The 26,132-nt window shown below is 63.9% G+C and carries 24 protein-coding genes; 16 read left to right on the plus strand and 8 right to left on the minus strand.

Going from position 1 to position 26,132, the window contains the following annotated elements:
* Both AC0CMF_RS24740 and AC0CMF_RS24745 read right to left on the minus strand, forming a co-directional pair.
* A partial coding sequence (locus AC0CMF_RS24740) for an amidohydrolase (protein WP_472482548.1) occupies positions 1-1,494 on the minus strand: 1,494 nt, incomplete at its 3' end.
* Positions 1,495-2,192: 698 nt separating this feature from the next.
* Positions 2,193-3,299, minus strand: coding sequence for an ABC transporter substrate-binding protein (locus tag AC0CMF_RS24745; protein ID WP_374630162.1), 1,107 nt, complete (start codon positions 3,297-3,299; stop codon positions 2,193-2,195).
* A 221-nt stretch (positions 3,300-3,520) separates the two neighbouring features.
* On the opposite strand from AC0CMF_RS24745, the gene AC0CMF_RS24750 reads away from it, so the two are divergent.
* A complete protein-coding gene (locus AC0CMF_RS24750; protein WP_374630163.1) occupies positions 3,521-5,938 on the plus strand; it encodes an aminotransferase class III-fold pyridoxal phosphate-dependent enzyme in 2,418 nt (805 codons plus the stop codon).
* 89 nt (positions 5,939-6,027) lie between these two features.
* On the opposite strand, the gene AC0CMF_RS24755 is transcribed toward AC0CMF_RS24750, so the two are convergent.
* On the minus strand, positions 6,028-6,588 hold the full coding sequence (locus AC0CMF_RS24755; RefSeq protein WP_374630164.1) for a carboxymuconolactone decarboxylase family protein: 561 nt from the start codon (positions 6,586-6,588) through the stop codon (positions 6,028-6,030).
* Positions 6,589-6,603: 15 nt separating this feature from the next.
* Positions 6,604-7,788, minus strand: coding sequence for a cytochrome P450 (locus AC0CMF_RS24760; RefSeq protein WP_374630165.1), 1,185 nt, complete (start codon positions 7,786-7,788; stop codon positions 6,604-6,606).
* Between the two features lie 256 nt (positions 7,789-8,044).
* Between AC0CMF_RS24760 and AC0CMF_RS24765 the strand changes: the two genes are divergently transcribed.
* From AC0CMF_RS24765 to AC0CMF_RS24775, 3 genes are all read left to right on the plus strand, one after another.
* Positions 8,045-8,368, plus strand: coding sequence for a 2Fe-2S iron-sulfur cluster-binding protein (locus tag AC0CMF_RS24765; RefSeq protein WP_058901135.1), 324 nt, complete (start codon positions 8,045-8,047; stop codon positions 8,366-8,368).
* Positions 8,365-9,603 carry an NAD(P)/FAD-dependent oxidoreductase gene (locus AC0CMF_RS24770; RefSeq protein ID WP_374630166.1) on the plus strand — a complete coding sequence of 413 codons (1,239 nt, stop codon included), beginning with the start codon at positions 8,365-8,367 and terminating at the stop codon, positions 9,601-9,603. The genes AC0CMF_RS24765 and AC0CMF_RS24770 overlap by 4 nt, the downstream gene beginning before the upstream one ends.
* Before the next feature lie 132 nt (positions 9,604-9,735).
* Positions 9,736-11,394, plus strand: a complete 1,659-nt coding sequence (locus AC0CMF_RS24775; RefSeq protein WP_374630167.1) for a bifunctional 3-(3-hydroxy-phenyl)propionate/3-hydroxycinnamic acid hydroxylase — start codon at positions 9,736-9,738, stop codon at positions 11,392-11,394.
* Here AC0CMF_RS24775 and AC0CMF_RS24780 read toward each other — a convergent pair.
* Positions 11,298-12,122 carry a helix-turn-helix domain-containing protein gene (locus AC0CMF_RS24780; RefSeq protein ID WP_374630168.1) on the minus strand — a complete coding sequence of 275 codons (825 nt, stop codon included), beginning with the start codon at positions 12,120-12,122 and terminating at the stop codon, positions 11,298-11,300. The genes AC0CMF_RS24775 and AC0CMF_RS24780 overlap by 97 nt on opposite strands.
* A gap of 85 nt (positions 12,123-12,207) precedes the next feature.
* Between AC0CMF_RS24780 and AC0CMF_RS24785 the strand changes: the two genes are divergently transcribed.
* The 5 genes from AC0CMF_RS24785 to AC0CMF_RS24805 all read left to right on the plus strand — a co-directional run bounded on the left by AC0CMF_RS24785 (position 12,208) and on the right by AC0CMF_RS24805 (position 17,225).
* Complete coding sequence (locus AC0CMF_RS24785; RefSeq protein WP_374630169.1) at positions 12,208-12,717, plus strand: TRAP transporter small permease; 510 nt, start codon at positions 12,208-12,210, stop codon at positions 12,715-12,717.
* Between the two features lie 63 nt (positions 12,718-12,780).
* Entirely contained in the window at positions 12,781-14,082 is a 1,302-nt protein-coding gene (locus AC0CMF_RS24790) for a TRAP transporter large permease (protein ID WP_374630170.1), read from the plus strand.
* 105 nt (positions 14,083-14,187) lie between these two features.
* On the plus strand, positions 14,188-15,192 hold the full coding sequence (locus tag AC0CMF_RS24795; protein WP_374630171.1) for a TRAP transporter substrate-binding protein: 1,005 nt from the start codon (positions 14,188-14,190) through the stop codon (positions 15,190-15,192).
* A 58-nt stretch (positions 15,193-15,250) separates the two neighbouring features.
* Complete coding sequence (locus tag AC0CMF_RS24800; protein ID WP_472482549.1) at positions 15,251-16,231, plus strand: VOC family protein; 981 nt, start codon at positions 15,251-15,253, stop codon at positions 16,229-16,231.
* Positions 16,232-16,373: 142 nt separating this feature from the next.
* Positions 16,374-17,225, plus strand: coding sequence for a fumarylacetoacetate hydrolase family protein (locus AC0CMF_RS24805; RefSeq protein WP_374631360.1), 852 nt, complete (start codon positions 16,374-16,376; stop codon positions 17,223-17,225).
* Positions 17,226-17,321: 96 nt separating this feature from the next.
* Here AC0CMF_RS24805 and AC0CMF_RS24810 read toward each other — a convergent pair whose 3' ends face one another.
* The 3 genes from AC0CMF_RS24810 to AC0CMF_RS24820 all read right to left on the minus strand — a co-directional run bounded on the left by AC0CMF_RS24810 (position 17,322) and on the right by AC0CMF_RS24820 (position 19,157).
* Complete coding sequence (locus AC0CMF_RS24810; protein WP_374631362.1) at positions 17,322-17,567, minus strand: hypothetical protein; 246 nt, start codon at positions 17,565-17,567, stop codon at positions 17,322-17,324.
* Between the two features lie 5 nt (positions 17,568-17,572).
* Positions 17,573-18,193, minus strand: coding sequence for a TetR/AcrR family transcriptional regulator (locus AC0CMF_RS24815; protein ID WP_374631364.1), 621 nt, complete (start codon positions 18,191-18,193; stop codon positions 17,573-17,575).
* Between the two features lie 286 nt (positions 18,194-18,479).
* On the minus strand, positions 18,480-19,157 hold the full coding sequence (locus tag AC0CMF_RS24820) for a GntR family transcriptional regulator (protein WP_374631366.1): 678 nt from the start codon (positions 19,155-19,157) through the stop codon (positions 18,480-18,482).
* Positions 19,158-19,345: 188 nt separating this feature from the next.
* Here AC0CMF_RS24820 and AC0CMF_RS24825 point away from each other — a divergent pair, with 188 nt between their 5' ends.
* The 7 genes from AC0CMF_RS24825 to AC0CMF_RS24855 all read left to right on the plus strand — a co-directional run bounded on the left by AC0CMF_RS24825 (position 19,346) and on the right by AC0CMF_RS24855 (position 25,626).
* Positions 19,346-20,164 carry an ABC transporter substrate-binding protein gene (locus tag AC0CMF_RS24825; protein ID WP_374631368.1) on the plus strand — a complete coding sequence of 273 codons (819 nt, stop codon included), beginning with the start codon at positions 19,346-19,348 and terminating at the stop codon, positions 20,162-20,164.
* A gap of 104 nt (positions 20,165-20,268) precedes the next feature.
* Positions 20,269-20,994, plus strand: coding sequence for an amino acid ABC transporter permease (locus AC0CMF_RS24830; RefSeq protein WP_058901017.1), 726 nt, complete (start codon positions 20,269-20,271; stop codon positions 20,992-20,994).
* A 12-nt stretch (positions 20,995-21,006) separates the two neighbouring features.
* Positions 21,007-21,663 carry an amino acid ABC transporter permease gene (locus tag AC0CMF_RS24835; RefSeq protein WP_374631371.1) on the plus strand — a complete coding sequence of 219 codons (657 nt, stop codon included), beginning with the start codon at positions 21,007-21,009 and terminating at the stop codon, positions 21,661-21,663.
* A complete protein-coding gene (locus tag AC0CMF_RS24840) occupies positions 21,656-22,378 on the plus strand; it encodes an amino acid ABC transporter ATP-binding protein (RefSeq protein ID WP_050473810.1) in 723 nt (240 codons plus the stop codon). Before AC0CMF_RS24835 ends, AC0CMF_RS24840 begins: the two co-directional genes overlap by 8 nt.
* Before the next feature lie 23 nt (positions 22,379-22,401).
* Positions 22,402-23,313, plus strand: a complete 912-nt coding sequence (locus AC0CMF_RS24845) for a dihydrodipicolinate synthase family protein (protein WP_374631373.1) — start codon at positions 22,402-22,404, stop codon at positions 23,311-23,313.
* A 56-nt stretch (positions 23,314-23,369) separates the two neighbouring features.
* Entirely contained in the window at positions 23,370-24,623 is a 1,254-nt protein-coding gene (locus AC0CMF_RS24850; protein ID WP_374631375.1) for an NAD(P)/FAD-dependent oxidoreductase, read from the plus strand.
* 1 nt (position 24,624) lies between these two features.
* Complete coding sequence (locus tag AC0CMF_RS24855) at positions 24,625-25,626, plus strand: 4-hydroxyproline epimerase (protein WP_374631377.1); 1,002 nt, start codon at positions 24,625-24,627, stop codon at positions 25,624-25,626.
* Positions 25,627-26,132 lie beyond the last annotated feature (506 nt).

The raw sequence follows: 26,132 nt of genomic DNA on the forward strand, positions 1-26,132 counted from the left end.
CATGAAAATGAGGACGCTCAGGGGATAATCGCGCGCTCCGAAAATGTTTGCGACAGGCCCCTTGCGCGTCATGGCCGAATGCATCGACAGCATGGGAGACACGGGCGAAACCGGCCAGTCCGTGGAGAGGATCAGGTCGATGCCCGCATCGCGCACCGCCCGCCAGGCAAAGGACCGGGCCCAGTTGCCGCGGCCGATGCGCGACAGGGTCGGCTCCAGCGGCAGGCCCATCTGTCCGGGCGGCACGGTCGGCTGCATGGAGGCAATGAGCTTCATGTCGGCCATCCGCTTCAGATCGGAGGCGCGGATGACTTCCAGATGCTCGATCCTGTGGCGGCTGTCGCGGCGGCCGTTGCTGGACACGGCGGCGGCATAGCCATCGATGGTCCTGGCGACGGCGCCGTCGCCGATGGCGTGAACGGCGATCTGAAGCCCCCGCTTGTCCGCTTCCACGCAGACGCGGTCGAAGGTCTCCTGATCGAAGCGGGGCTCGCCCTTCCAGCCCGGACGGTCGGCGTAATCATCCCACATCAGCGCCGTGTGGGAATCCAGCACGCCGTCCATGAACATCTTGACGGTGCCCGAGTTCAGCCACTCGCCCTGGAAATCCGCATTCATCTGCGCGGCCTTGTCCATCTGCGCGGCAATGTCCCCGCCGGTGTAGTGCAGCGGGATGCGCCCGCGGCAGATGAGGCCGCCCTCGGCCTCGATCTCTGCGAGAAGCTCCAGCTGATAGCGGTTGCCATCCATGTTCTGGAAGCTGGTGATGCCATGGGCGGCCAGATGCTGCAGCCCGCGCTTGAGAAGTTCGCGATCATAGGCCCGTTCGGCCGGGCCCGGCGCCGGATGGGGTTCGTCCCCGGTGCTGAGGCCCAGCATGTCGCGCCCGCCGATGGCGCCAAGGGCAATCACGTCATCAAAGGCATAATGCTCGCGCAGCTCGCCGGTGGCCAGACCATCGCTGCCCATCACGATCTCGTTGCCGGGGGGCAGCGCCCGCCCTTGCAGAAGCCCGGCCCTGGTGAGGGCGAGGGTGTTGGCCCAGACCGTGTGGTGATCGGGCGCCATCACGGCCAGCGGCCGGTCAGCAATCATCGCGTCCAGCGCATGCCGGTCAACGTTCCGGTCTTCCCCCAGAATGGTGTAGTCGCAGCCATTGGCAAGCAGCAGCGGATCGTCCGGCCGTGCGGCGGCATAGGCCTGAATGGCCTCCTTCACCGCGTCAAAGCCCTTGATGGCGAACAGCGAGAGCTGGTCCAGCTCGCCCGATCCGCCGAAAATGTGGATGTGGCTTTCGTTCATGCCGGGCGTCACGGAAGCGCCGCCCGCGTCGATCACCTGCGTGGCCGGGGTTCTGTAGGCGGCGATCCCGCTGGCGCTGCCGATGGCCAGCACGCGCCCGCCGGCAATGGCAACCGCCTCAGCCTCGGGCTGGTCCGGGTTCATCGACAGGATACGCCCGTTGGTGACGATCATTTCTGCAGAAGCGGTCATGCTGGTCCTCTGAAAGGATGATGAAAAGTGCCGTCGAGAGACTGGTACAGAGATGGGGCCAGAGAGTGGGCCAGAGAGTGGGCCAGACCCCGTTCCGGGGTAGTGTTTGCATTGGACGCAGGCAGGAGGACCGGCCCTTCGGTTGGCCGCAGCGCCCTCTCCCCCCTTGAGGGGGAGATGTCTGCGTGAGCAGACAGAGGGGGGTGGCAGCGCCTCAAGATGGCAGGATCTCCCGTATAGGCGGACAGGCTGCATACCCCCCTCAAAGGGCTACAGCATGCACACATCGTGTTTGAAGCCAAAGACGGCTTGGGTACAGCCAGCAGTCTGGTTACTCTGGCGCGGCGTTTCAGCTCCCCTCCCCCTCGTGGGGAGGGGTTAGGGGTGGGGGGGTAAGCCTTTCCGGCTGGCAGGGTGTCCATTGATTTCAGACAACAGCTCCTCGTGAGGCCCTTTCAGGTATCTATCTGTCTTTCATATATTTTTCGGCTCAGAGCCCCCCCACCCCTCACCCCTCCCCACCAGGGGGAGGGGAGCGGCAGGCGTTCCCCCGAAAAGCAAACGTCTCATTGCGGGCAGTTTCCAGACCTGATGTGTGAATCTGGTAGCTCAAGGGGAGAGGAGTTGGAGCCTCACCGGCAGTCCGTTGTAAACACTCCCCCCCTCCGGCTGGTGCTTTGCCTTGCCCGTCAGGGCCGTCAGCTCTGCTGCATCTCGGTCCAGATCTGGTTGATGAAGTCGGTCTTGAGAGCCTGCATCTCGTAATGCGGCCGCACCGGGTCGATGGTCGAGGAGACGGAGTCGAACTCCTCGTCGGTGAGATCCGTCACGTCCCGGTCCACGACCGGCGCGCTGCCGAGTTTGCGGGCGAGCTTGGACTGGATCGAGGGCTGGGACATGTAATCCATGTAGACATAGGCAAGGTCGAGCGACGAAGCCGCCGCCTTGGTCACGGCCCAGCTGCCGTAGTCATAGATGCCGCCTTCGACCGGCATGGTCGAGCGCACGGGGAAACCGTCCTGCACGGCAAGGCGCGTGACGTCATGGAAATACTGGCCCATCGGAATTTCGCCCGACTTCAGCGCCTGCTCGAACTGGGCTTCGTCGCGGTACCACAGCCGCACGTTGGGCTTCAGCTCGGCCACCTTGGCGCAGGCCTCGCGGATGCCTTCGTCCGTGTCCAGATGGCTGATGCCGCCGAAATAGACCTTGGCCGCCACTTCCAGCAGATAGGAGTTGCCGACATTGGCAAGGAGGCCGAGGCTGTCCTTGTATTTGGGGTCCCACATGTCCGCCCAGGACTTGGGCTCTTCCGGATAGACATCCGTGTTGGTCACCAGCGTGATGTACCAGCCCACGGCGCCGATGGCGGCGATCTGCTCCTTTGCGTCGCGCTGCACCAGCTCCGGCTTGATGTGTTTGAGGTTGGGCATCCTGGCCGGGTCGAGCGGCGCCCACAGGCCGCTGTTGGCGCCGCGGATGACGGGCACGCCCGCCATCATCGAGATGTCCACCGGCGAGCGCCCGGCCCGTGCGGCCTGCTCAAGCTGGATGAGCCACACTTCTCCGGTCGGCTCGCCGACGCTTTCGACCGCGATACCCGTGTCTGCCGTAAAGTCCGGGAAGATCTCGGCGTCGAACGTGTCCTTGAAATAGCCCCCGTAGACACCGATGCGCAGCTTCTTTTCCTGGGCGCGCACGATGTTGGGGAAGCCGGTGATCATGGGCGCCAGAGCAAGGCCCGAAAGGCCTTTCAGCAGGGTGCGCCGGCGAAAGGAAAGGCCTGAATTGCTGTCGTTTGTCATGAAGTTCCCCTCTTTTTTAAGGCTTGATTAAAGGGGATGCTGGCGGATCGGACCGGGTCATTACACAAGAATATGGGGAGGGTCACTTCGGCAATTCCCGAACTTCCACCGCCGGGGGGCTCAGTTAAGGTCTTGCCCATCCCCGTCCTCGTCCTTAGGGCAGGGTGTCCGGCCGTGGCGCCCGGGCAAGTCCGCGCAAATTTCGAGGTAGTCCGGTGCATATGCAGACACAGCCCACGCAGACCTCCCTTGATGCTCTGCTCGCCAGCATCGGCGCACCGGAGCTTCCCCTTGACCTTGCCAGCGCGCGGGTGGCGGCGGTCTATGGCCTCACCGGCGAATGGCGCCGGCTGGGCGGCGAGCGGGAGCAGAATTTCCGCCTGACCACCGCGGACGGGGCACAGTTCGTGGTCAAGATTGCCTCTCTGGAGGAGCCGGCCGGGAGCCTTGCGTTCCAGATCGAGGCGCTGGACCATATTGCCCGGATGGACCCGGACCTGCCCGTGCCGCGCGTGGTGCGGACCCTTGCGGGCGCGCCCATGGCCACGATTGCCGGGGCGGGCGGAAAAGACCATGTGCTGCGCGTCCTCACCTTCCTGCCGGGGCAGATCCTGCTCGACGCCATCGCGGCGGAGCAGCGGACGCTTGGCGCGCCGGAGCTGATCGCCCTCGGCGCCATGAGCGGGCGTCTGGCCCGCGCGTTGCAGGGCTTCCATGGCCGGGGCGCGCCGGACCGCATGCCCTGGGACCTCAGAAGCGCGCCGGTTCTCGCCGCCGGCCTGCTGGACCACATGCCCGCCCGCATCCGCCCCACGGCGGCGGCGCTTCTGCCGGAGCTGGAGGCCAGCCTGAGCGGGGCCCTGCCACGGCTGCGCGGGCAGGTGATCTACAACGACTTTCACGAGTCCAACATTCTGGCCGCGTTTGAACCGGCGTTCCGTATCGCGGGCATCATCGACTTCGGAGACATGGTCTACGGGCCTGTGGCCCAGGATCTGGCGGTGACCATTGCCTCGCTGATCCACTGGAGCGCGGACCCGGTGTTCGCCGCAAGCTGCCTTGCGCGCGGCTATCAGCGCCACATGCCGCTGGCCGCCGAAGACCTGGCCCTGCTGCGCGATCTGGTGCTGGCCCGGCTGCTGCTGCAGGTGGGCATCGTCTCCTATCAGTCCGCCGCCAGTGGCTCCGGCGTGCCGCTGGATGATCTGCAGCCGCTCTACATGAGCGCAATCGAGCGCCTGTCCAAGGTAAGTGCGGCGGATTTTGCCGCCGGCATCCTGCCCTCCGTCGTGCCGGTCAGCCTGCCTGCCGCCGCGACCGGCGCAAGCCCGGCGCCCGCCCTGCTGCAACAGCGTGAGGCCGTGCTCGGCAAGACCTACACCTTCTACAACGAGCCGCTGGAACTGGTGCGGGGCCGGGGCTCCCGGGTCTATGATGCGGCGGGCAAGGAATATCTCGACTGCTACAACAATGTCGCCAATCTCGGGCACTGCCACCCCTATGTGGTGGAGGCTCTGGCGCGGCAGGCGGCGACGCTCAACACCAACTCGCGCTACCTGCACAAGGAAGTCGTGCGGCTGGGCGAACGCCTGTCGCAGACCCTGCCGCCGCATCTGGACACGTGGATCTTCGTCTGCACCGGATCGGAGGCGAATGACCTTGCCGTGCGCATGGCACGGGCGGTGACGGGCAAGGAAGGCATCGCCGTCACCGAAAACAGCTATCACGGCAACACCTCTGTCAGCGCGCCGCTGTCGCTGATCGACTATGACGCGGACAGCCGCCCGGCGTGGGTGGAAGCCGTGCCGCCGCCAAACCTTTACAGGGGCCTCTACGGGGGCCTCCACCGCCAGGGCGGCAACGATGCCGGGGCGAAATATGCCGGTCATCTCGATGATGCAGCGGACAGGCTGGCGCAGAATGGCAAGGGGCTGGCCGGGCTGATGATCGACTCGATCTTCGATGCGAACGGGGCCCTCGTGCCGCCGGATGGCTACATGCAGCAGGTCTATGCCGCCGCCCGCCGTCATGGCGCGCTGACGATTGCCGACGAGGTGCAGATGGGCTTTGCCCGCTCCGGCACCCACATGTGGGGCTTCCAGGCCTTTGATGTGGAGCCGGACATCGTCACCATGGGCAAGCCCATGGGCAACGGCCACCCGGTCGCAGCCCTTGTCACCCGGCGGGAGATTGCCGCAAGGCTGCAGACGGCAGGGGGCTACTTCAACACCTTCGGCGGCAACACCGTTTCCTCCGTGGTGGCCAATGCCTGCCTCGACGTGCTGTGGGGCGAGGACCTGCAAGGCAACGCAAGGCGGAGCGGGGAGATCCTCAAGGCGGGGCTTGAAGAGATGCAGGCGCGCCATGAACTGATCGGCCACATCCAGGGGCGCGGCCTTTTCCTCGGCGTGGAACTGGTCACCAGCCGGGAGACGAAGGCGCCCGCAAAGCTGGCGGCACGCTGGGTGCGCGAGCACATGAAGGCATCCGGCGTTCTGGTGTCCTCGACGGGGCCGCTCGGCAACATCATCAAGATCAGGCCGCCGCTGGTGTTCAGCGCTGCCGATGCCGCGATGTGCCTGCAGGCGCTGGACAGCGCACTGCAACAGGTGCCCGCCGGATTGCGCAAGGCAGACTGATCCCGTCTGCGGCGCGTGCGCTGTCTCCATGCCCGATGATTTCGGGGGGGCCTGAAGCCCGGCCCTTTCACGGGCGGAAGGCGCCAGCCTCACGGCGTTCGGGAGACACCGGCCGGGAGCGGGTTTTTGGCAAGTTCCTCGGTGATTTCGGGTTCAAGCGGGACATTGAAGCTGCCCAGAATGAAGCCAAGCACCGTGTAGAAACCCACTGTCGCCATCAGGTCCAGGAGGCCATCTGTTCCGGCCAGCTGGACAACCTCTTCCTGAAGGGCGGGCGGGAGGCGGTGGCGGGCGAAAAGCTCGTCGACTGCGGCGCAAAGGATCCGGTCGCCAGGCTCCATTGCGTCCAATGGGCCCGCGATGGACGCAAGGCGCGCATCCGCAATGCCGCAGGCCCGGCCGCGGCTGACGTGATGCGCCCATTCATAGGAGGAGCCGGTCCTGACGCCTGTGCGCAGGATGACGATCTCACTGCGCTGCTTGCCGAGGGCTCCATTCAGGACGACATGCTTCCGCAGCGGCGCCCAGGCCGCAAGCAGCGCAGGATGATGGGCCATGACGCGGTAAACGTTGAGCCGCCCGGCGAAGGTGTCTCTCACCTCTTCCAGCGATGCCGGCCAGTCCTTGTCCTCGATTGGATGCAATTCCAAGATCTTCCTCCCGTTTCAGACCGGCACAAACCGCATCGGCAGCCGCGAGAAGCCCCGTAGAACGTTGTTCATCGCGAGCGTGGGCTCGCCGGTCTCGATACGTGCAACTTTCTTCAGTATCGCCGCCAGGATCGATTTCATTTCGAGGCGTGCTAGCTGCATTCCGGCGCAGGCGTGAATGCCGTGTCCAAAGCCGACATGATCCGGCAGGGGCCGTTTCACATCGAAGACCTGCGGATTGGTCCAGCGCCTTTCGTCGCGGTTGGCCGATGCATAGAGAATGAGAACGCGCGCGTCCTTCTGCAAAGGGATGCCGTCCAGTTCGGTATCCCGTGACACGATGCGGGTGAAGCCCCGGATTGGCGATTCCAGCCGGACGGCCTCGTTGATGGCGTTTGAAATCAGGGACGGCGTTTCCCGCAGAAGAGCCCATTGCTCCGGGTTCTTGCCCAGCTGATACATCAGATGGCCGGTTGCGAAGATCGTCGTGTCCAGACTCGGGCCGAGATAGTCGCGCATCAGCACCTGCACGCGGCTGCTTTCGATCAGCCCGTCCCGGGCGGCATCATACAGCTTTGCGACCCAGCTGCCCGGCCGGACCTTGTCCTGCGTGGCGCCTGCGTTCGTATATGCGCGCATTTCGTGGACAATCGGCAGTGCCTTTTCCGCACGCTCGTTGTCGCCCCCAAGCATGTCGAAAACCGCAGCGGCCCATTTCAACTGATTTTCGCGGCCGAAGTCGGGCATCCCCACCAGCTCGGTGACGATCGACAGCGGGAGATATTGCGCAAGATCGAGCATGCCGTCGAACGTGTCCCGTGCGATCAGCCTGTCGATCAGGTCCCCGGCAGAGGACGCTATCCTGTCCTTCACCTCCTGCAAGGCCTGCGCCGTCAGGGGAGCGCCGACGATCTTGCGCAGCTTGTCATGCAAGGGCGGATCGGAGGCAAGCAGGTTGCCGGGTGCCATCTCATTTGCCCGGCGGTTGGCGGCAACGCCCTTGCCGGACTGAAACACCTCATGGTCAGCCAGGCATTTGCGGACATCGGCGTGCCGCCCGACCGCCCAGAGATCATTGCGGGGCAACCAGACCGCCGCGCCCAGATCGCGGATGCGCGCGTAATGCGGATAGGGATCGCGCAAGACGTCTCCGTCATAGAGGTCCACGTCATACTCGGGTCTAACGTCTTCAGCTCTCACGCGTTTTCTCCCGGTTTCGCTCAAGGTGCCCTCTTCAGCTAGGGCCTAAACCCGGTCAGGAACAACGGCCATTCCGGCTGTGTCCAAGGAGTGGACACTCCGCGCGGCGCAATTGTCCACTGGGTGGACGCATCGCTGAATGAGGATGGGCGCAGTCCTGAAGAATTATATCAGGGCTTGATCAGGGCCGGACAGCGCCCTGCGCCGCCCGCAGGCCGGCAACCTCCTTCAAGCCGAACAGCCAAAGATGGACCCAATGACAAAGATCCATTTCATATCCGCAACTGGCATTGAAACCGTCATCGACGCCCGCGACGGGGACAGCGTCATGCATGCTGCGATCCTCAACGATGTGGAGGGAATCCTGGCCGAGTGCGGCGGTTCGATGATGTGCGCAACCTGTCACTGCTATGTCGATCCGGCCTGGCAGGACAGGGTCACGCCGCCATCGGAGCCGGAGGCCGGCATGCTGGCCTCTGCCGCAAGCGCGGTCAGGGCAACAAGCAGGCTCTCCTGCCAGATCACCGTGGGACCGGAGCTGGAGGGCCTCGTCATTCACCTGCCCGAGGCCCAGCTATGAGCGCCGGCCGGCGGGTGGTCATTGTTGGAGCGGGGCAGGGAGGCTTCCAGACCGCAGCCTGTCTGAGGCAGGAAGGGTTCGCAGGATCTATCCTGATGATCGGAGACGAGCCCGGCCTGCCCTATCAGCGGCCGCCCCTTTCCAAGGCCTATCTCAAGGAAGGGGATGCGGCCCGGCTGGAATTGCGCCCCCGCGCCTTCTACGAGCGGCTTGGCATTGAACTTGGCATGCCGAATGCGGCGCTGGAGATCGACCGGCAAAACCAGATCCTGCACACGGCAGATGGCGCGCGTCATCCATATGACAGCCTTGTTCTGGCGACAGGCAGCGCCTGCTTCCGGCCAGCGGTTCCGGGCGCCGGACTGCCCGGCATCTGCGAATTGCGTTCGCTGAAGGACGCGGACAGACTGCGCGAGGCGCTGAAGACAGCCAGACGCATCGTGGTGATCGGCGGCGGTTTCATCGGCCTCGAATTTGCGTCGGTGGCGCTGCAGGCCGGGCACGCGGTCACCCTGGTTGAAGCGCTGCCGCGGCTGATGGCGCGCGCGGTATCCGCCAGCCTGTCCAGCGCATTTGCACGCTTCCATCAGGCTTCCGGTCTGACGCTGAAGTTGTCGGAGAGCGTCAGGGAGATCACGGCCGGAGCGCAAGGCGGTTACTGCGTTGCGCTCGGCAGCGATCAGATCGAATGCGACCTGGTGCTGATGGCGACCGGGGTGCGCCCCAATGTTTCACTGGCCGCTTCGGCTGGACTGGTGATTGAAAACGGTGTCAGCGCCGGTGGGACGCTGCAAACCTCTGATCCGCAGATTTTTGCGCTTGGCGACTGCGCTTCGTTTCCAGATCCCTTCACCGGGCGGCGTGTCCGGCTGGAGTCCGTTCAGGCGGCGGTCGATCATGCGCGGCTGGTCGCGAAAAACATCGCGAAGCAGGAGGCGTCGGTCTATGGCGCGCTGCCCTGGTTCTGGAGCGACCAGGGCGGATGGAAACTGCAAATTGCAGGCCTTTCGCTGCCCGGTGACGATGAGGTTCTGATCGAACGGGACGGCCGGCCGCTCTCTGTTTTCCGCTTCAGGTCCGGCAGGTTCGTGGCGCTTGAGACCGTGAACGGGCCTTCGGAGCACATGGCCGCACGGAAGATCCTGCAGGCGCCGGTCTCCCTGTCGCGCAAGGACCTGGAAGAGCGGGACTTTGACCTGAAGGGGCTTGCCCAGACCATCGCGAAGGAGGGCTGAGCGGATGGCCCGCAACGTCCTGAGCGCGCATTTGTCCATACTGCGAACGCAGCTGCTCTTCGGCTGGCCCCAGGGTGAGGCCGCGCATACCAAGGGTTTATCCAATCGCTTTGACAGTTGCCGAGGTTTGAAATGACACAATATCCTCACATGGTCCCGGTGGTCATCATCGGCGCTGGCCCGACCGGTTTGACGCTCGCCAATCTTCTTGCGGCATATGGTGTCGATTTCATCATCGTGGACAGGGAGCCCGGCCCCCTCGACCTGCCGCGCGCCATCGTTCTCGACGACGAGGGCGCGAGAACGATGCAGGTTTTCGGCCTTGATGACAGCTACCTCCAGTCAACTGTCGCAGCCGCCGGCTCGCGCTACTTCACCGACAAGGGGGAGTGTTTTGCGGAAACGGGGCCGGGTCCGATGACATACGGCTTCGCCAAGCGGCAATATATCTACCAGCCCGAACTTGAGGCGGCGCTGCGCGAAAGGCTGGAGCAGCAGCGGCCGGGTGCCCTGTTCTATTCCTCGGATGTGGTGGACATCGCCTGCGGGGACGGGCAGGCGGCCGTTATGGTCAAGGCACCCGACGGCAGCCTGCATACGATTTCCGCCAGCTGGGTTGCGGCCTGTGACGGCGGCCGCAGCCCGATGCGGGAAAGGCTGGGCATCGCCATGTCCGGCAACACCTACAAGCAGGACTGGATCGTTCTCGACATGACGGATGATCCCGACCGCTCCCTCTTGTCCAAATTCTTCTGCAGCAACGTGCGCCCGGCCGTCAGCGTGCCCGCACCCAACGGAGGGCGCCGCTACGAATTCATGCTTCTTCCGGGCGAAACGCGGGAGGAGGTCCTGGAAACCGGCTTCCTGACTGGCCTGTTGAAGCCCTTCCGCAGCTATGACGAGGCGCATGTCCTGCGCAAGACCGTCTATACGTTCCACGCCCGCATTGCGGACAGGTTCCGCGACAAGCGGATCCTGCTGATGGGAGACGCTGCCCATCTGACCCCGCCCTTTGCGGGGCAAGGCATGAATGCGGGCCTGCGCGATGCTCACAACGTTGCGTGGAAGCTGGCCGCCAGCCTTCTTGGCGGCGCCAGCCCGTCGATCCTCGACACCTACGATTCAGAACGCCGCAAACCCGCCTGGGACATGATCCTGCTCGCGGTTTCCATGGGCAATTTCGTCATGCCGCTGGGTGAAGAGGATATCCGCTTCCGGGATCATCTCCTGAAGGCACTGGGGCCATTTCCGGCGGTCAAGGATTACCTCATGACGATGCGGTTCAAGCCGAAGCCGCGGCATGAGGCGGGGCTTTATCTCGACCTTGGCGCACAGATGCTCGAAGCCTCTCTGGTGGGGGAAATGATCCCGCAGCCCACCGTTCACCGTGACGGGCGGTCCGTCAGGCTCGACAGGCTCCTGGGCGCCGGTTTTGCGCTTCTGGCCCAAAGCGATGCGGGCGCCGGAGCCATGCAGCAGCTGGACCGGACGGAACTGCTCGGCCTGCCCCTGTCGAAGGTCATCCTTTCTTCGGGGTTCCTGAACGCTTCGGCCGGGGCGTGGCAGGCCGGGCCGGAGGCCGCCGCCATTGCCCGGCCGCTCCTCACCCATCGCGATCAGGTCATGCTGATCCGGCCCGACCGCTACTGTGCCGCCGTCTTCCCGCCCGCGGAGCTGCAGGCGGGACTGGAGCGCTATCTCTCGCTCATGGCCGCTGCGGACGAGGACAGTTCCCCCGCAATGGCCTGCGCGCAGCTCAGCAGTTCCTCGCGGCAGGTCTCCACCGCCTGATCGAAACTCATGGCTGAGGCGATCCAGATCAGCGTGAGACAGGCAATCGGCCGCCCGTCCTTCAGGACCGGCGCGGAGATGCTCATCGTCTTGTCGTTGAAGCCCTTGGTCCGGTAGCCGAGTCCCAGACGGCGGCACTGCTCGATGATGTGGTCGAGCGGTCCGTCCTGCAGGTAGTAGGGCTTGGAAATGCCGGTCTCGGCTTCGAGCCCGGACAGGATGTGCAGGCGCTCTTCGTCCGGGCAAAAGGCGATATGGGCGCGTCCTCCGGACGTATCCAGCACGGGAAGACACCGCCCCACCATGCCGTGATCCACCGAGAACGGGCTCAGGAAATGGGTGGACTCCCGGATCTCCATCTTGAAATCGCGGAACACGACGAGATCGAGCGGCCAAAGCACGCGCCGCGCCGTCTTCATCATCTGCGGAACGGCAATCTGCGACACCCAGTAGTCATCACGGAAACCGGAGCTCAGCGTGCGGGTTGTCAGGGTCGGGCGCCATGTGTCGTCAGAAGAGCCCCGGACGACGAAGCCAAGCGATTCCAGGGTTTCGAGCAGCCGGTAAGCTGTCGGCCGCGGGATGCCGGCCGCCTTGGCGACGTCTGCCGCCTTCATGCCATTGCGATGATTGACGGCCTGGAGAACAGCCAGGCCCCGCTCCAGCGAGCGGACGCTGCTAAAGGTTGAAATGGCCTGCCCCTCCTCGTTCGTCCACGCAGTGGACACTCCCGGCAGAGAAATTGCACCTGATTTGACCCATGTCAATGCTGCGGATGGCGAAGCGCGAGGAGGCGCCGCCACGGAGGAGCAGATGATCCGATTGCGCAATTTTTCGGAGACCCTATCGCGGATGCTGGCGCTGGTGGGTTTCTTCGGCCTCTTCATTCTGGCCAGCATGACGTCCCTGGACATCCTGATGCGCTGGGTCCTGTCGATGCCGCTGCAGGGGGTCAATGACGTCAGCGCCGTCGTCATGGCCGTCGTCATCTCCTCCTGTGTCCCGGCCAATCTGGCATTCAAGCAGAATATCCGCGTGGAAATGCTCGGGGCGGCGGCCGGCCCTTTCGTGGAACGGATCCTTGAGGCCTTTGCCAGCGTTCTGACGCTCGTCTTCATCGGGCTGATCGCCTGGCAGTTCATTCCCTACACCTGGGGCCTGAAAGAGGCGGGCAATACCACGTGGGTGCTGTACTGGCCGCTCTGGCCCTGGTGGCTCGCGGCGACGGGCATGCTGAGCTTTGCAGCGCTCGTTCAGGCCGTCGTCACCGTTGACGACCTGCTTTCCGTCTTCAAGGCCCGGCCACGGTCCGCCAGCCAGTGAGCGTGGAACGGACATGCCGGACTTTCAAAAGAAAACCCACGCGACTTGTGACGGAGCATCCATATGGATCCGCTAATTCTTGCCCTGGCCGGGTTCTGCATCATGCTTGCCCTGATAGCGCTCAAGGTGCCGATCGGCGTCTCCATGGCCCTTTGCGGTGTCGCCGGATTTGCCCAGATTGCCGGCTGGGGCGCGGCCGTCTCCCTCATTGCCAGCGAGCCGGCATCGGCCATGTCCAATCTGGATCTCTCGGTCATTCCCCTGTTCATGCTGATGGGCAGCCTGGCGGTGGCGGGCGGGCTTGCAACCGACATCTACGATGTGGCGGAAGCCCTGATCGGTCACAGGCGGGGCGGGCTGGCGACGACGACCATCGTGGCCAGCGCGGGTTTCGGCTCGGTCTGCGGCTCGGCGGTCGCCACCACGGCAACCTTCGGGCGGGTCGCGATGCCTGAAATGCTTGCGCGCGGATACAAGCCGGGGCTTGCGGCCGGTGCGGTCGCTGCGGGGGGGACCCTCGGGATCATCGTGCCGCCTTCGGGGATCGCGATCCTCTATTCCGTTCTCAGCGAGCAGTCGATCCTGCAGCTCTTTGCCGCCTGCGTCATCCCTGCGATGCTTGCGGTCCTCTCCTATCTCATCGCGATCCAGATCTCCGTGAGGCGCGATCCGGACGCCGCACCTCCCGGCGAGATGCTGCCGCTGCCTGCAAGACTGCGGGCAGCAAGAAAGGCCTGGAGCGTCATCGTGCTCGCAACCGCGGTGCTGGGCGGCATCTATTCGGGCATCTTCACAGTGAACGAGGCCGCTTCGGTCGGCGTCTTCATCGCCTTCCTCTTCCTCGTGATGCGCGGCAAACTCACGCGCAAGACGTTTGTGCGCATTCTGGCCGATGCCAGCTCTGCTTCGGCGATGATCTACATCATGGTGTTCGGCGCGAACATCTTCTCCTATTTCATCTCGATCACGGGCGCCGCCGCTTTCATCATCAACGCCATCGCCGTGCTGCCCGTGCCCCCGGTCGTGATCATCTTCGGCCTGGTCGGCGTCTACATCTTCCTCGGGGCATTCTTCGACGAGGTCGCCGCGCTGGTGATCACCCTGCCGTTCGTGATCCCGCTGATGCAGCATCTCGGATACGACCTGATCTGGTGGGGCGTCATCAACATCATCCTGATCGGCCTTGGCATGCTGACGCCGCCGATCGGCATCAACGTGATGCTCCTGAACACGATGTACCGGGAGATCCCGATGGGCGTGATCATACGGGGTGTCGTGCCCTTCATCTGCGCCGGCATCTTCATGCTCGTCATTCTCATCGCCTTTCCCCAGCTCAGCCTCTGGCTTCCGTCCGTCCTGCAATAGGGGATGGCTGTCCGCAGCGCGGACAGTTGCAACAGGCTGCGGGCCCGGGCGCGCAGGCGCTCCTAAAATCGAAACTCAAGGCAAACAAACACAGAGGGAGGAATCATGAAACTCAATGTCATTCTCGCCGCCGGATGCGCGGCAATACTCACCCTCGCCCCGGCGCAGGCGGAGACGCTCCGGTTTTCCAGCTTCGAGCCGCCCAACGCCTTCATCACCGCGGAAGTGCTGACGCCCTGGGCAAAGGACGTGAGCGAGGCGTCCGGCGGTGAAGTGACCATTCAGATGTTCCCCGGCGGGACGATGGGCCGTGATCCGGCTCAGCAGATCCAGATGGTCGAGCAGGGCGTTGCCGATATTGCCTGGGTCATCCCCGGCTACACCCCCGGCCGTTTCGCCGAGGGCACCGTCGGTGAGCTGCCTTTCCTCGTCAGAAGCTCCAGGGCCGGTTCCGCCGCCATGTGGAAGATGTATGAGGAGGGGCTGTTCAAGGGCGATTACGACAAGTTCAAGATGCTCTGCATCTGCTCTTCGCCGGCAAACTTCATCGGCGCGACGCGGCCGGTCCGGGAGCCGGGCGACATGAAGGGCCTGAAGATGCGGGCGCCCGGACCGACCATGCTGTCGGCCATCAGTGCGCTTGGCGCTGTGCCCGTGGGCGGGATTACGGCGCCCGCGCTTGCCGAGTCGCTGAGCCGCGACCTGATCCAGGGCACGTTCCTGCAATGGGGCGTGGTCGAAAGCTTCCGGCTTGGCGAGGTGCTGCCCTTCTACAACGAGGTGCCGCTGGGGGCCACGCCGATGCTGGTCATCATGAACAAGCAGAAATACGAAAGCCTGCCGCCAAAGGCCAAAGCTGCGATCGACCAGTTTGCAGGCGAGGCCTTTTCGGAAAGGTTCGGCACGTCTTTTGACGCCTACATGACTGAGGCGAGGGACCGCATCGCCGCAAAGAACAAGCCCGAGATCTTTACGCCGGACGAGGCGCAGGCAGCCGTCTGGCAGCAGACGGTCGAGATCGCAACCACCGACTGGCTCGCCAGGACCCCGGACGGACAGAAGATCTATGACGCCTTCACCGCCGCCCTGAAGGCCGCAGGCACCAACTGAACCGCAACCGGGCCGGCCGGCGCCCTGCCGGACGGCCCCACCCCGGAAGGCAATCGGCATGACGCTCATAGGGTTGGGCTATATCGGTATCGGCTCGCGCCAGACCGAAGCCTGGGATCACTTTTCGACACAGCTTCTGGGCATGCAGAAGATCGACGCGGCAGCCTCGGTCCGGGCCTATCGCATGGACGACCGCAAGCAGCGGCTCATCGTTTCGGGCGAAGCGCCGGAAGGGCTGGATTTCCTTGGCTGGGAAACAGCTACGCTTGAAGACCTGGATGCGCTCGCCGGCCGTCTCGACAATGCAGGCGTTGCAGTCAAGCGCGAACCTGCCGCCCTGGCCGCTCAGCGCCACGTGCACGCGCTGATCTCGTTTCACGATCCGGAAGGCAACAGGATCGAAGTCTTCTGCGGCCCGGAGAGTGCCACCGATCCTTTCCGGCCCGGCCGGCCCGTCTCCGGGTTCAAGACCGGCGCCCTCGGCATGGGGCATGCGGTGCTGCATGCGCAGAATACCGATATTCTTCTGCCCTTTTATCGCGACCTGCTGGGGTTCAGCGTCACCGACTACGGCGTCACGCCCTACAAGCTCTATTTCTTTCATGTGAACGGGCGCCATCACAGCTTTGCCATGGTGGGCTCCGGACGTCAGGGCCTGCATCATTTCATGGTCGAGCTGCTTTCGCTCGACGATGTGGGGCAGGGCTATGATCTGGCGCAGGCGGAGCAGGACCGCCTTGCCTATACGCTCGGGCGCCATTCCAACGACCATATGCTGAGCTTTTATGCTCACTCGCCCTCCGGCTTCTTCGTGGAATACGGCTGGGGCGCCACGGTCATCGAACCGGAAAGCTGGACACCGCACGAGACCTTCGACGGGCCGAGTTTCTGGGGCCATGAGCGCCTGTACATGCCCGAAGGATCCGCAGACCGTATACGCCTGCGCGAGATGCGCTTCGCCGCGGCGGAAAAGGGCCTGCGCGCGCCCAATCCCGGCAGCAACTGCGCCTGGCTGGACAGCATCATCCGCCAGGAATGATGCCAGCGCCCGGCCGGCCTCCTCAAATACTGGCCAAACCCCTGCGGCGGCTGAGCCGGTACGGGGCTGAATGCGCCCGCATCGCAAGATCGGGCATGAGCCGTTTCGTCACCCATAATCTACCGACTGGAGAGAATGACACATGCGAGTTTGTTCCTATGAGACCGCTGACGGGCAGGCGTCATACGGCCTGATCAAGGACGGCCGGATCTTTGACGCCGGCGCCTCCTTCCGGGCACGCTATCCCGATCTGCGGTCCGTTCTGGAGGCTGGTGCGCTTCAGTCCCTTGAAACAGCGGCCGGGGCGTCTTCACCGCTCGATCCGGCCAGCGTGACCTTGCTGCCGCCGGTTCCGCGGCCGGACAAGATCCTCTGCATCGGCCTGAACTACATGACGCATATTCAGGAAACGGGCCGCGAGCGCCCGGCCAAGCCTTCGATCTTCACGCGCTATCCTTCCTCGCTCGTCGGGCACGGGGTGCCGCTGATCCGCCCCAGGGTTTCCGACTGGTTCGACTTCGAGGGCGAGCTTGCCGTGGTGATCGGCAAAGCGGGGCGGGCGATCAGCGCCGCGGATGCGGCCGGTCACATCGCCGGATACACCTGCTTCAACGACGGGTCGATCCGCGACTTCCAGCGTCATACGACCCAGTTCTGGGCCGGGAAGAACTTCGACCGCAGCGGCTCCATGGGGCCGTGGCTTGTGACCGCTGACGAGCTTGCCGACCCTGAAGCGCAGCATATGACGACACGCCTCAATGGCGAGGTTGTCCAGTCGACGCCCATCTCCGATCTGGCTTTCAGCATACCGGCGCTGATCGAATATCTGTCCACCGTCACGGAACTTCTGCCGGGAGACGTGATCGCGACGGGCACGCCGAGCGGAGTTGGCCTGTTCCGGGAGCCGAAGCTCTTCATGAAGCCCGGCGACCGGATCGAAGTCGAGATCACCGGCATCGGCACGCTGGCCAACATGATCCAGGCGGAAGACTGAGAAGCGGGCGGCCCGCTGGTGCTGGCCGTCCGGCAGGCACCAGCGCCGGGCTGCGCTGCCGGCATGGTGCTGCCCGGCGGGGTGGCTGCCCGGGCGTCACCCGCCGGTGCTGATCCGCACGGTGGTGGGCACCTTGTGCTCGTGGACTTCCAGAACGCAATCGAAGGCGGTGTTCTGGCGCAAGGCGGCGCTGAGCGCGGGCAGGTTCAGGCCCTTCTGCGTGAGCGCGCGCACCGCCGGGCCGGGCATTAGGCGCGTGGCCAGCAGGGCAAGGCGGCCGGGAATGCGGGTGTGCCGGTCCGGCCCGGCCTCCGTGTGCTTGGTGATGTGAACGGGGTTCATGGTCTTCATCCTTCCGGTGAGAGGCGAGGGGCAGGGGATGTTTCAGGGGCCCTGCCGTATTGGGCCAGCACCAGCCGGATGATGCCGTGCATGGCCTCCAGATCCGGCAGGCTGCCGAGGGCGGCTTCCGACACGAGGCCCTGATAGAAGGCGAGGACAAAACCGGCGAGCGTTGCGGTCTCTTGCGGCGAAAGGTCCGGCCTTGTGCGGGCGAGCTGCGCGCGCAGCGCATCGCGGATCCGGCTGCGCCCCTCCTGAAACACCTTCAGCAGATCCGGCCGCACGGCCACTTCGGCATGGATCATCGGTGTCGCCCGGGCGCGGCCATCGCTGGCGGCAGCCTTCAGATCGGCAAGGAACTGGCCGATGACCTCATCAAAGCTCAACACTTCTGCGGCCGCCGTGATCGCATCCGCGCTTTCCGCCGTGCTGGCGGTGATGCCGTCGGCGATCAGGTCGTCCTTGGTCCTGTAGTAATTGTAGACCGCCCCGGCGCTGAGGCCCGCTTCGGCAAAAATCTCGCGCATGGTGGTGGCCTGAATGCCCTTGCGCGCAAAACACCGCGCCGCCGCCGCACGGATCTGCTGACGGCGCTCCTCAAGTTTTTCCGGGCTGATGCGGGGCATGGCTCACTCATATAAAACGGACAAACGTTTTATATTATTGGACAGAGCCGACTGCAAGCGGCTTTCCGCCTTGCCAGAGAGGGCGGTTGCGGGCCAGTCATGGGAAAGGCCGTGGGTGGTCCCTTGCGTTGAAGCCCCGGACCGGATCAGCCCGCGGCGCCCCGGATCGCAGGGTGAGCCCGTCCGGACGCCGCAGGGATTTGCTCAATCCCCGGCACGGCAAGTCATCGGGTAACGGGCTTGAGCATTTTCAAGGCGTGATGCGTCAGCATCGAAAGCCTTGGTCTTACGGCTTCTGGCTCTTCAGATAGGCCACCAGCTTTTCGCCCGCGATTTCGATGTGCTTGCGGGTGAGCTGGCCTGCGGTTGCGGCGTCGCGGGCCTTGCAGGCGTCCAGAATGGCCTGATGCTCGTCAATCGCGTGGCGCATGCCTTGCACGAAATACAGAACGAGACGGACGTAGCGCTCAACCAGATCATTGGTCTTGTCGATGACCGACAGAAAATAGGGCTTGTCGGAATCCTTGTAGAGCGCGCGGTGAAAGGCGCGGTTCAGGTCGCCCCAGCGCAAGGGGTCGGTTTCGGCGGCAAAGGCATCGCAATGGCGCTGTGCTTCGGCGAGGGTTTCGTCGGTCATCAGGGGCACCGCCAGTTCGATGACGATGGGTTCGATCAGGGCGCGGAACTGGAAGATCTCGGTGATCTGTTCGACAGACAGCGACGCGACCACGGCGCCCTTGTGCCTTTCCGAAACAACCAGACCCTGGGCTTCCAGCCGCTGCATGGCTTCGCGCACGGGAATGCGTGACACCCGGAACATCTGCGCAATCGTGTCCTGGCGCAGCGCCTCGCCCTCTCCGACCTCGCCCCGGATGATCGCATCACGCAGGGCGTCATAAATCACATCGGCAGACGAGGCCTGCTTGCTGAGGTCTGACGCCCGTAATTTCAAGCCGCTGGTCACGACCGAATCCTCTCAACCCATGAATTGACGTCACTGATAGCCCTAATCCGAAGCCAGGAAAACAGCCATCGCCCCGAAGTGCAGATGGGATATTGTAGATTGGATCCAATTGTGCAAATCTGACTGGGTTCCGGCTTTGGAGAGGGCCGGTGGAATGACTGGAGCCAATAATTCAGAAGGGGATCATCATGAAACTGCCCGTCATGACCGGCGTTGCGGCACTCGCGGCATGCCTGTTCGTCACACCGGTGCTTGCTGACAAGCTCGACGATATCATCGCCTCCGGCGTGCTGCGCTGCGCGGTCACGCTCGACTTCCCGCCCATGGGATTGCGCGATGAGGACAACAAGCCTGCAGGCTTTGATGTAGACACCTGCGCTGATCTTGCCGCGGCCCTTGGCGTCAAATACGAGATTGTCGAGACGCCGTTTCCCGACCGCATTCCTGCCCTCGTCTCGGGCCGTGCCGATGTTGGCGTCGCCTCGACCTCCGACACGCTTGAGCGCGCCAAGACCATCGGCTTCTCGATCCCCTATTTTGCCTTCAACAATGTCGTGCTGACCCGCGCCGATACAGGGATCGAAAGCTACCAGGACCTTGCCGGCAAGAACCTCGGCTCGGTCGCGGGTGTCTTTGAGGCCATCGCGCTTGAGGAAGATTTCAACACATGGAAGGCGGGCGGCTCCTTCCGCACGTTCCAGAGCCAGGCCGATGTGTTTCTGGCGCTCAACCAGGGCCAGATCGACGCAACGGTCGTGACCGGCACCGTTGCTGCGGCCACCATTGCATCCGGCAATTTCAACGGGTTCAAGATCGCGGGCGAAGCGCCCTATCTGGTTGATTATGTGTCGCTGATCGCGCCGCGCCAGGAGTTTGGCCTGCTGAACTACCTCAACCTCTTCGTGCACCAGCAGTACCGCACGGGCCGGTATCAGGAACTGTTCGAAAAGTGGGTTGGCGCCGGGGCCGAGCCGCCTGCGCTTGCGCTGGGTAGCATCTACTACTGACCGTCCGGTTTGCGGGGGCGAGGCTCGTCTTGCGGGCCCCCGCAGTTCGCCAGCAGCGGCAGGCGCAATCCGCCTGCCGCGGTTCGAAAACCGGGACATGCGCAATGTTCAACGTCAATTACACCTTTCACTGGAACCAGGCCTTCCGGGCCCTGCCGCAGATGCTGGACGGGGCGCTGGTCACGCTGCAGATCGCCGTTCTGTCGATGATCATCGGGACTGTGGCGGGGGTGCTGCTTGCGCTTGCCAAGGAGGCCCGCACGGCGCCGCTGCGCTGGTTCGCGGTCTGCTGGATCGAGGCTGCACGCAACACGCCGGCGCTGTTTCAGGTCTACATGATCTATTTCGGCATTCCGGCCGTTCTGCAGCTGGCGGGCCGTCAGTTCGGGATCGATTTCCGCGCCATGGGGATCAATGTGTTCTATCTCGACTCCTATTGGGCGGTCCTGACAGGCATTGCCTTCAACAATGCGGGCTATCTGGCCGAAACCTTCCGGGGCGGGCTGAGGGCGGTGCCGGGCACGCAGATGCGGGCGGCCCGGTCCCTGGGCTTCAACGCGGCCGGTGCCTTCCGGCTGATCGTGCTGCCGCAGATGTTCCGTGCCGTGTTCCATCCGATGACCAACCAGATGGTCTGGGCAATCCTGATGACGTCTGTCGGCATCTTTGTCGGGCTCAACACCGATCTCACCGGCGTGACGCAGCAGCTCAATGCCCGCACCTTCAGGACGTTCGAGTTCTTCGCCCTGGCTGCGGTTCTCTACTACGTCCTCGCCAAGATCGTGACCGGCGGCGCGAGGCTGATCGCCTGGCGGCTGTTCAGATACTAGGGGGAACGGAACATGTTCGGAACCTCTGTCACCTGGGGCGATGTCTCCTTCATGGCGAGCGGTGCGGGCCTCACACTGGCGATCACCTTCTGGGCGATGCTCGGGGGCACGCTGGCGGGGCTGGTCTTCGGGCTCATCCGCACGCAATCGCCCTGGTACGTCAACTATCCCCTGGGCGCTCTGCTCGATGTCCTGCGCTCGGTGCCGCTGCTCATCCAGTTCATCCTGTTCAACTCCTTTCAGTCGATCCTGGGCTGGGGAATGAACCCTTTCGTGACCGGATGCCTGGTGCTGGCGGCCTACACCGCGGCCTTCTGTACGGAGATCGTGCGCGGCGGCATCGAGGCCGTGCCGGTCACGGTCCGCAGGGCGGCGCGGTCGCTTGGCATGACCTACTGGCAGGACATGCGCCACATCGTGCTGCCGCTCGGCACGCGGGTGATGCTGCCCTCCTGGATCGGGCTGTCACTGGGCGTCATGAAGGATACCGCGCTCGTCTATGCGATCGGGGTCATCGAGCTCCTGCGCTCATCGCAGATCATCATCACCCGCAAACCTCATGAGGCACTGGCCGTTCTGGCCATTGCGGGTCTCATCTACTTCCTTGTGAGCCTGCCCGTTTCACGCCTGGGCGCTCGCCTTGAAAAGAAGTGGCGCGAACATGATTGAGATCGAAAACGTCAGGAAATCCTTCGGCGATCTTGAAGTGCTCAAGGGCATTTCAATGACGGTGGACCGGGGCGAGGTGGTGTCGGTGATCGGCGGATCCGGCTCCGGCAAGTCCACCATGCTCATGTGTATCAACGGGCTGGAGACGATTGCATCCGGCCGGATTCTCGTCGATGGCGTGGAGGTTCACAGCAAGGACACCGACCTCAACAGGCTCCGGCGCAACATTGGCATCGTCTTCCAGCAGTGGAATGCCTTTCCGCATCTGACCGTGCTGGAAAATACGACGATTGCCCTGCGCAAGGTGCTGGGAAAGCCCCGCAAGGAAGCCGAGGCGATTGCCGTCAGGCAGCTTGAGCATGTGGGCCTCGGCGGCAAGCTCGATGTCTATCCGTCCCGGCTTTCCGGCGGCCAGCAGCAGCGCATGGCGATTGCCCGGGCACTGGCGATGGAGCCCAGATACATGCTGTTCGACGAGGTGACTTCGGCGCTTGATCCCCAGCTGGTGGGAGAGGTGCTCGACACCATGCGCCTGCTGGCCGCCGAGGGCATGACCATGATCGTGGTCACTCACGAAATGTCGTTTGCGCGCGAAGTATCCAATCGCGTCGCCTTCTTCAAGGATGGGCTGATCCACGAAATGGGCAGCCCGAAACAGATCTTTGAATCGCCGGAACGCCCGGAAACTGCGGCGTTCCTCAAATCCGTGCTCTAATCTGACCAAGCAGGAGAAAACCAATGTGGCAGGGCATCATTCCGGCCGTTACAACCAAGTTCACCGAAGATGACAAGCTCGATTTCAAGGAAATGGAGCGCTGCTTCGCCATTCAGATGGACGCCGGATGCGATGGGCTCATTGCCTGCGGCTCGCTGGGCGAAGGCCCCTTCCTGTCGCATGATGAGCGCATCGATGTGCTGAAGGCCGTCCAGCAGTCCGTCAAGGGCAAGCCGGCGCTGCTGACCATTGCCGAGGCGGCGACCCGCGATGCCTGCCGTCTGGCCGAGCGCGCGGCCCGTGAGGGTGCGTCGGGTCTGATGGTCGTGCCTTCGACGATCTATCACACCAACCGCGATGAAACGGTGTCCAACCTCAAGGCCATTGCGGAAGCCGCAGGGCTGCCGGTGATGGTCTATTCCAACCGCGTCGCCTACCGTGTCGATGTCAGCAACGACATGCTGCTGGAACTTGCCGAAACCGGCAAGGGCTTCGTTGCGGTCAAGGAAAGCTCGGACGACATCCGCCGCACCACCGATGCCGTCAGGCTGCTGGCGGGCAAGATGGATGTCTTCACCGGCGTCGACAATCTGGGCTACGAGGCCCTGTGCGTCGGTGCGGCGGGCTGGGTTGCCGGTCTCGTTGTGGCCTTCCCCGCAGAGACGGTGGCGATCTACCGGCTGGTGAAGGCCGGGCGGCACGAAGAGGCCCTGCAGATCTACCAGTGGTTCCGGCCGCTGCTGGATCTCGATGTCTCCACCTATCTGGTCCAGAACATCAAGCTGGCCGAGGCTCTGGCCATCGGATCGAACGAACGGGTCCGGCTGCCGCGCAAGCCCCTGTCCGGTGCCTGGCGGGCCGAGGCCGAGCAGATCATCAAGACGGCCATTGCGACACGTCCGGCCCTGCCGGATCTGTCCCGGTGTGCAGCCTGATGGCCGTTTCAGGACGGGGAGCCTTCCCCGTCCTTTTCCGCTCGTCGAGGAGTTACATGGTGCGCCATTCCCAATACGACGTCTGCATCGCCGGTGCCGGTATCATCGGCCTGTCCATTGCCTTCCGCCTGGCCGAGGCGGGCAAGAGGGTGCTCATCCTCGATCGCAAGGGGATGGCGGCGGAGGCCAGTGCCGGCAATGCCGGTGCATTGGCCTTTGCCGATATCGAGCCGCTGGCCTCGCCGGGCATCATTCTCAAGGCGCCGAAATGGCTGTTCGACCCGCTGGGGCCGCTGTCGCTGCCCTTGGGCTATTTGCCGAGGATTCTGCCCTGGCTCCTCCGCTTCTTCCGGGCCTCGATGCCGGACAGGGTTGCCGGAAGCACACGGGCACAGACCGCCCTCATGGACCTTGCGAGGGTTGAGACCGAAAGCCTCTTCGAGGCTGCGGGCGTGGCGGGCCTGTTGCGGCGTGATGGCGCCCTGTTTCTCTATGAGGGCGAACGGGCCTGGAAAGCCTCCCTTGCCATGTGGGAAACGCGCGGCGCGCACGGCATAGAATTCGAGCATGTGACGGGCAGCAGGCTGGCAGCCCTGCAGCCCGGCCTTGGCCCCACGGTCACGCATGCAACCTTCGTCCCGCAATGGCTCACGGTGTCCGATCCTTTGGATGTGACCACATGTATCGGAAAAGCGGCAATTGACCGTGGCGCCGTCTTCCAGACCGCCGAGGTGACGGATATCGAGCAGGATGAATACGGTGTCGTCCTGATGCTGTCGGACGGGACTGCTGTGCGCTCCGGTGAGGCGGTCATTGCCTCCGGGGCCTGGTCGCACCGGCTGGCGGCCACCCTTGGCGACAGCATTCCGCTCGAAACCGAGCGCGGCTACAATACGACGCTTCCCGCCGGTGCGTTTGATCTCAAGCGCCAGCTTGTCATTCCGGAGGAGGGCTTCGTCCTCACCCGGCTGGACACCGGGGTGCGGATCGGCGGGGCCGTGGAACTGGGCGGGCTTGAACGCGCTCCGGATTTCCGGCGTTCCGAAATCATGGTCGAAAAGGCAAGGCGCATCGTGCCGGGCCTCAAGACGGACAACGGCAGGCAATGGATGGGTTTCCGCCCCTCTTTGCCGGACAGTCTGCCGGTGATCGGCCGCTCCCCGCGCGCTCACCGTGTCATCTACGCTTTTGGCCACGGCCACCTGGGCCTGACCCAGTCCGCGGCAACTGCACGGCTGGTGCGTGACCTTGTTCTGGGTGCCGCCCCAGCCATCGACCTTTCCCCCTATCGTCCCCAGAGGTTCTCCTGACATGGCACGCCATTCGTTCTTTTGCATTGACGGTCACACCTGCGGCAATCCGGTCCGGCTCGTTGCGGGGGGCGGGCCGCGTCTGGAGGGGGCGACGATGATCGAGAAACGCGCCCATTTCCTCGCCGAATATGACTGGATCCGCCGCGGACTGATGTTCGAGCCGCGCGGCCATGACATGATGTCCGGTTCGATCCTCTATCCGCCAACGCGCGCGAATTGTGATACCGCGATCCTTTTCATCGAAACCTCCGGCTGCCTGCCCATGTGCGGGCACGGCACGATCGGCACGGTCACCTTCATGATCGAGCATGGTCTGGTGACGCCGAAAACACCCGGTGTGGTGCGGCTGGACACGCCGGCGGGGCTGGTGGTTGCCGAATACAGGCAGGAAGGCCAGTATGTCGAGGAAGTGCGGCTGACCAATGTTCCGGCCTTCCTTCATTCCGAGGGGCTGACGGCGCCTGTGGAAGGGCTCGGCGAGGTGACGGTGGATGTTGCCTATGGCGGCAACTTCTACGCCATTGTCGATCCGCAGGAGGCGTTCCGCGATATCGCTGATGTGACCGCCTCCGATCTGCTGCGCTGGAGCCCGCTGCTGCGGGCGGCGCTCAACAGCAAATACAGCTTCGTCCATCCCGAAAACCCTGCCATCAAGGGGCTGTCGCATGTTCTGTGGACCGGCAAGCCGCAGCATCCCGAGGCCACGGCGCGCAATGCCGTGTTCTATGGGGACAAGGCGATCGACCGTTCCCCCTGCGGCACGGGCACATCTGCGCGCATGGCCCAGTGGCACGCCAAGGGCTTGCTCGGCAAGGGCGGCAGCTTCGTGCATGAATCGATCATCGGCTCCCTGTTCAAGGGCCGCGTCGAGGACGTGACGGAGGTTGCCGGCAGGCCGGCCATCATTCCGTCGATTGCCGGATGGGCCAGGGTCACCGGTCTCAATACTATCTTCATCGACAGCCGGGACCCCTTTGCGGGCGGCTTTACGGTTGCATGACGTCAGGCATGGCGCTGAGGCCAAGTGTGGCGGAAAGCGTCTCACCGGGGGCGAGGGTGGTCATGGTAAGTATGGGCTGTCCATCTGCGCCCAGTTCCGGCCGGTTCAGGATGTCCGGCGCGTGGCTGACCGGCTCGATGCAGAAGACATCCCGGCCCTGCGGCCATGCCCCCCAGCGTCAATGGTGCTTTGTCTCAAGACACGGGAGAGCAGGTCTCTACCCGGCCTGCAAAACGAAGATATAAAACAATCTCTTCAAGAACCACTCAACTTATGTGGAGTGGAGCAGCCCGGTAGCTCGTCAGGCGATTAGCTTGAAGGTCGCAGATGCAAAGCCTGCGCTCGCAATCAAATTAAGCATAAAGTCTCCCCGCCGCCATCTAGCGGGCAGTTTGTGCGTGTTAAGACCATTGGCGCCTAGATAGCCAGTTAGTCGGGTACAGCTTGTCCTGAGACGGTAATTACCTGACAGTTGGCTCACCCTCCGGGGTGTGGCCATGCCGCGT

This window comes from Pannonibacter sp. CBAS1226 (assembly GCF_055685825.1).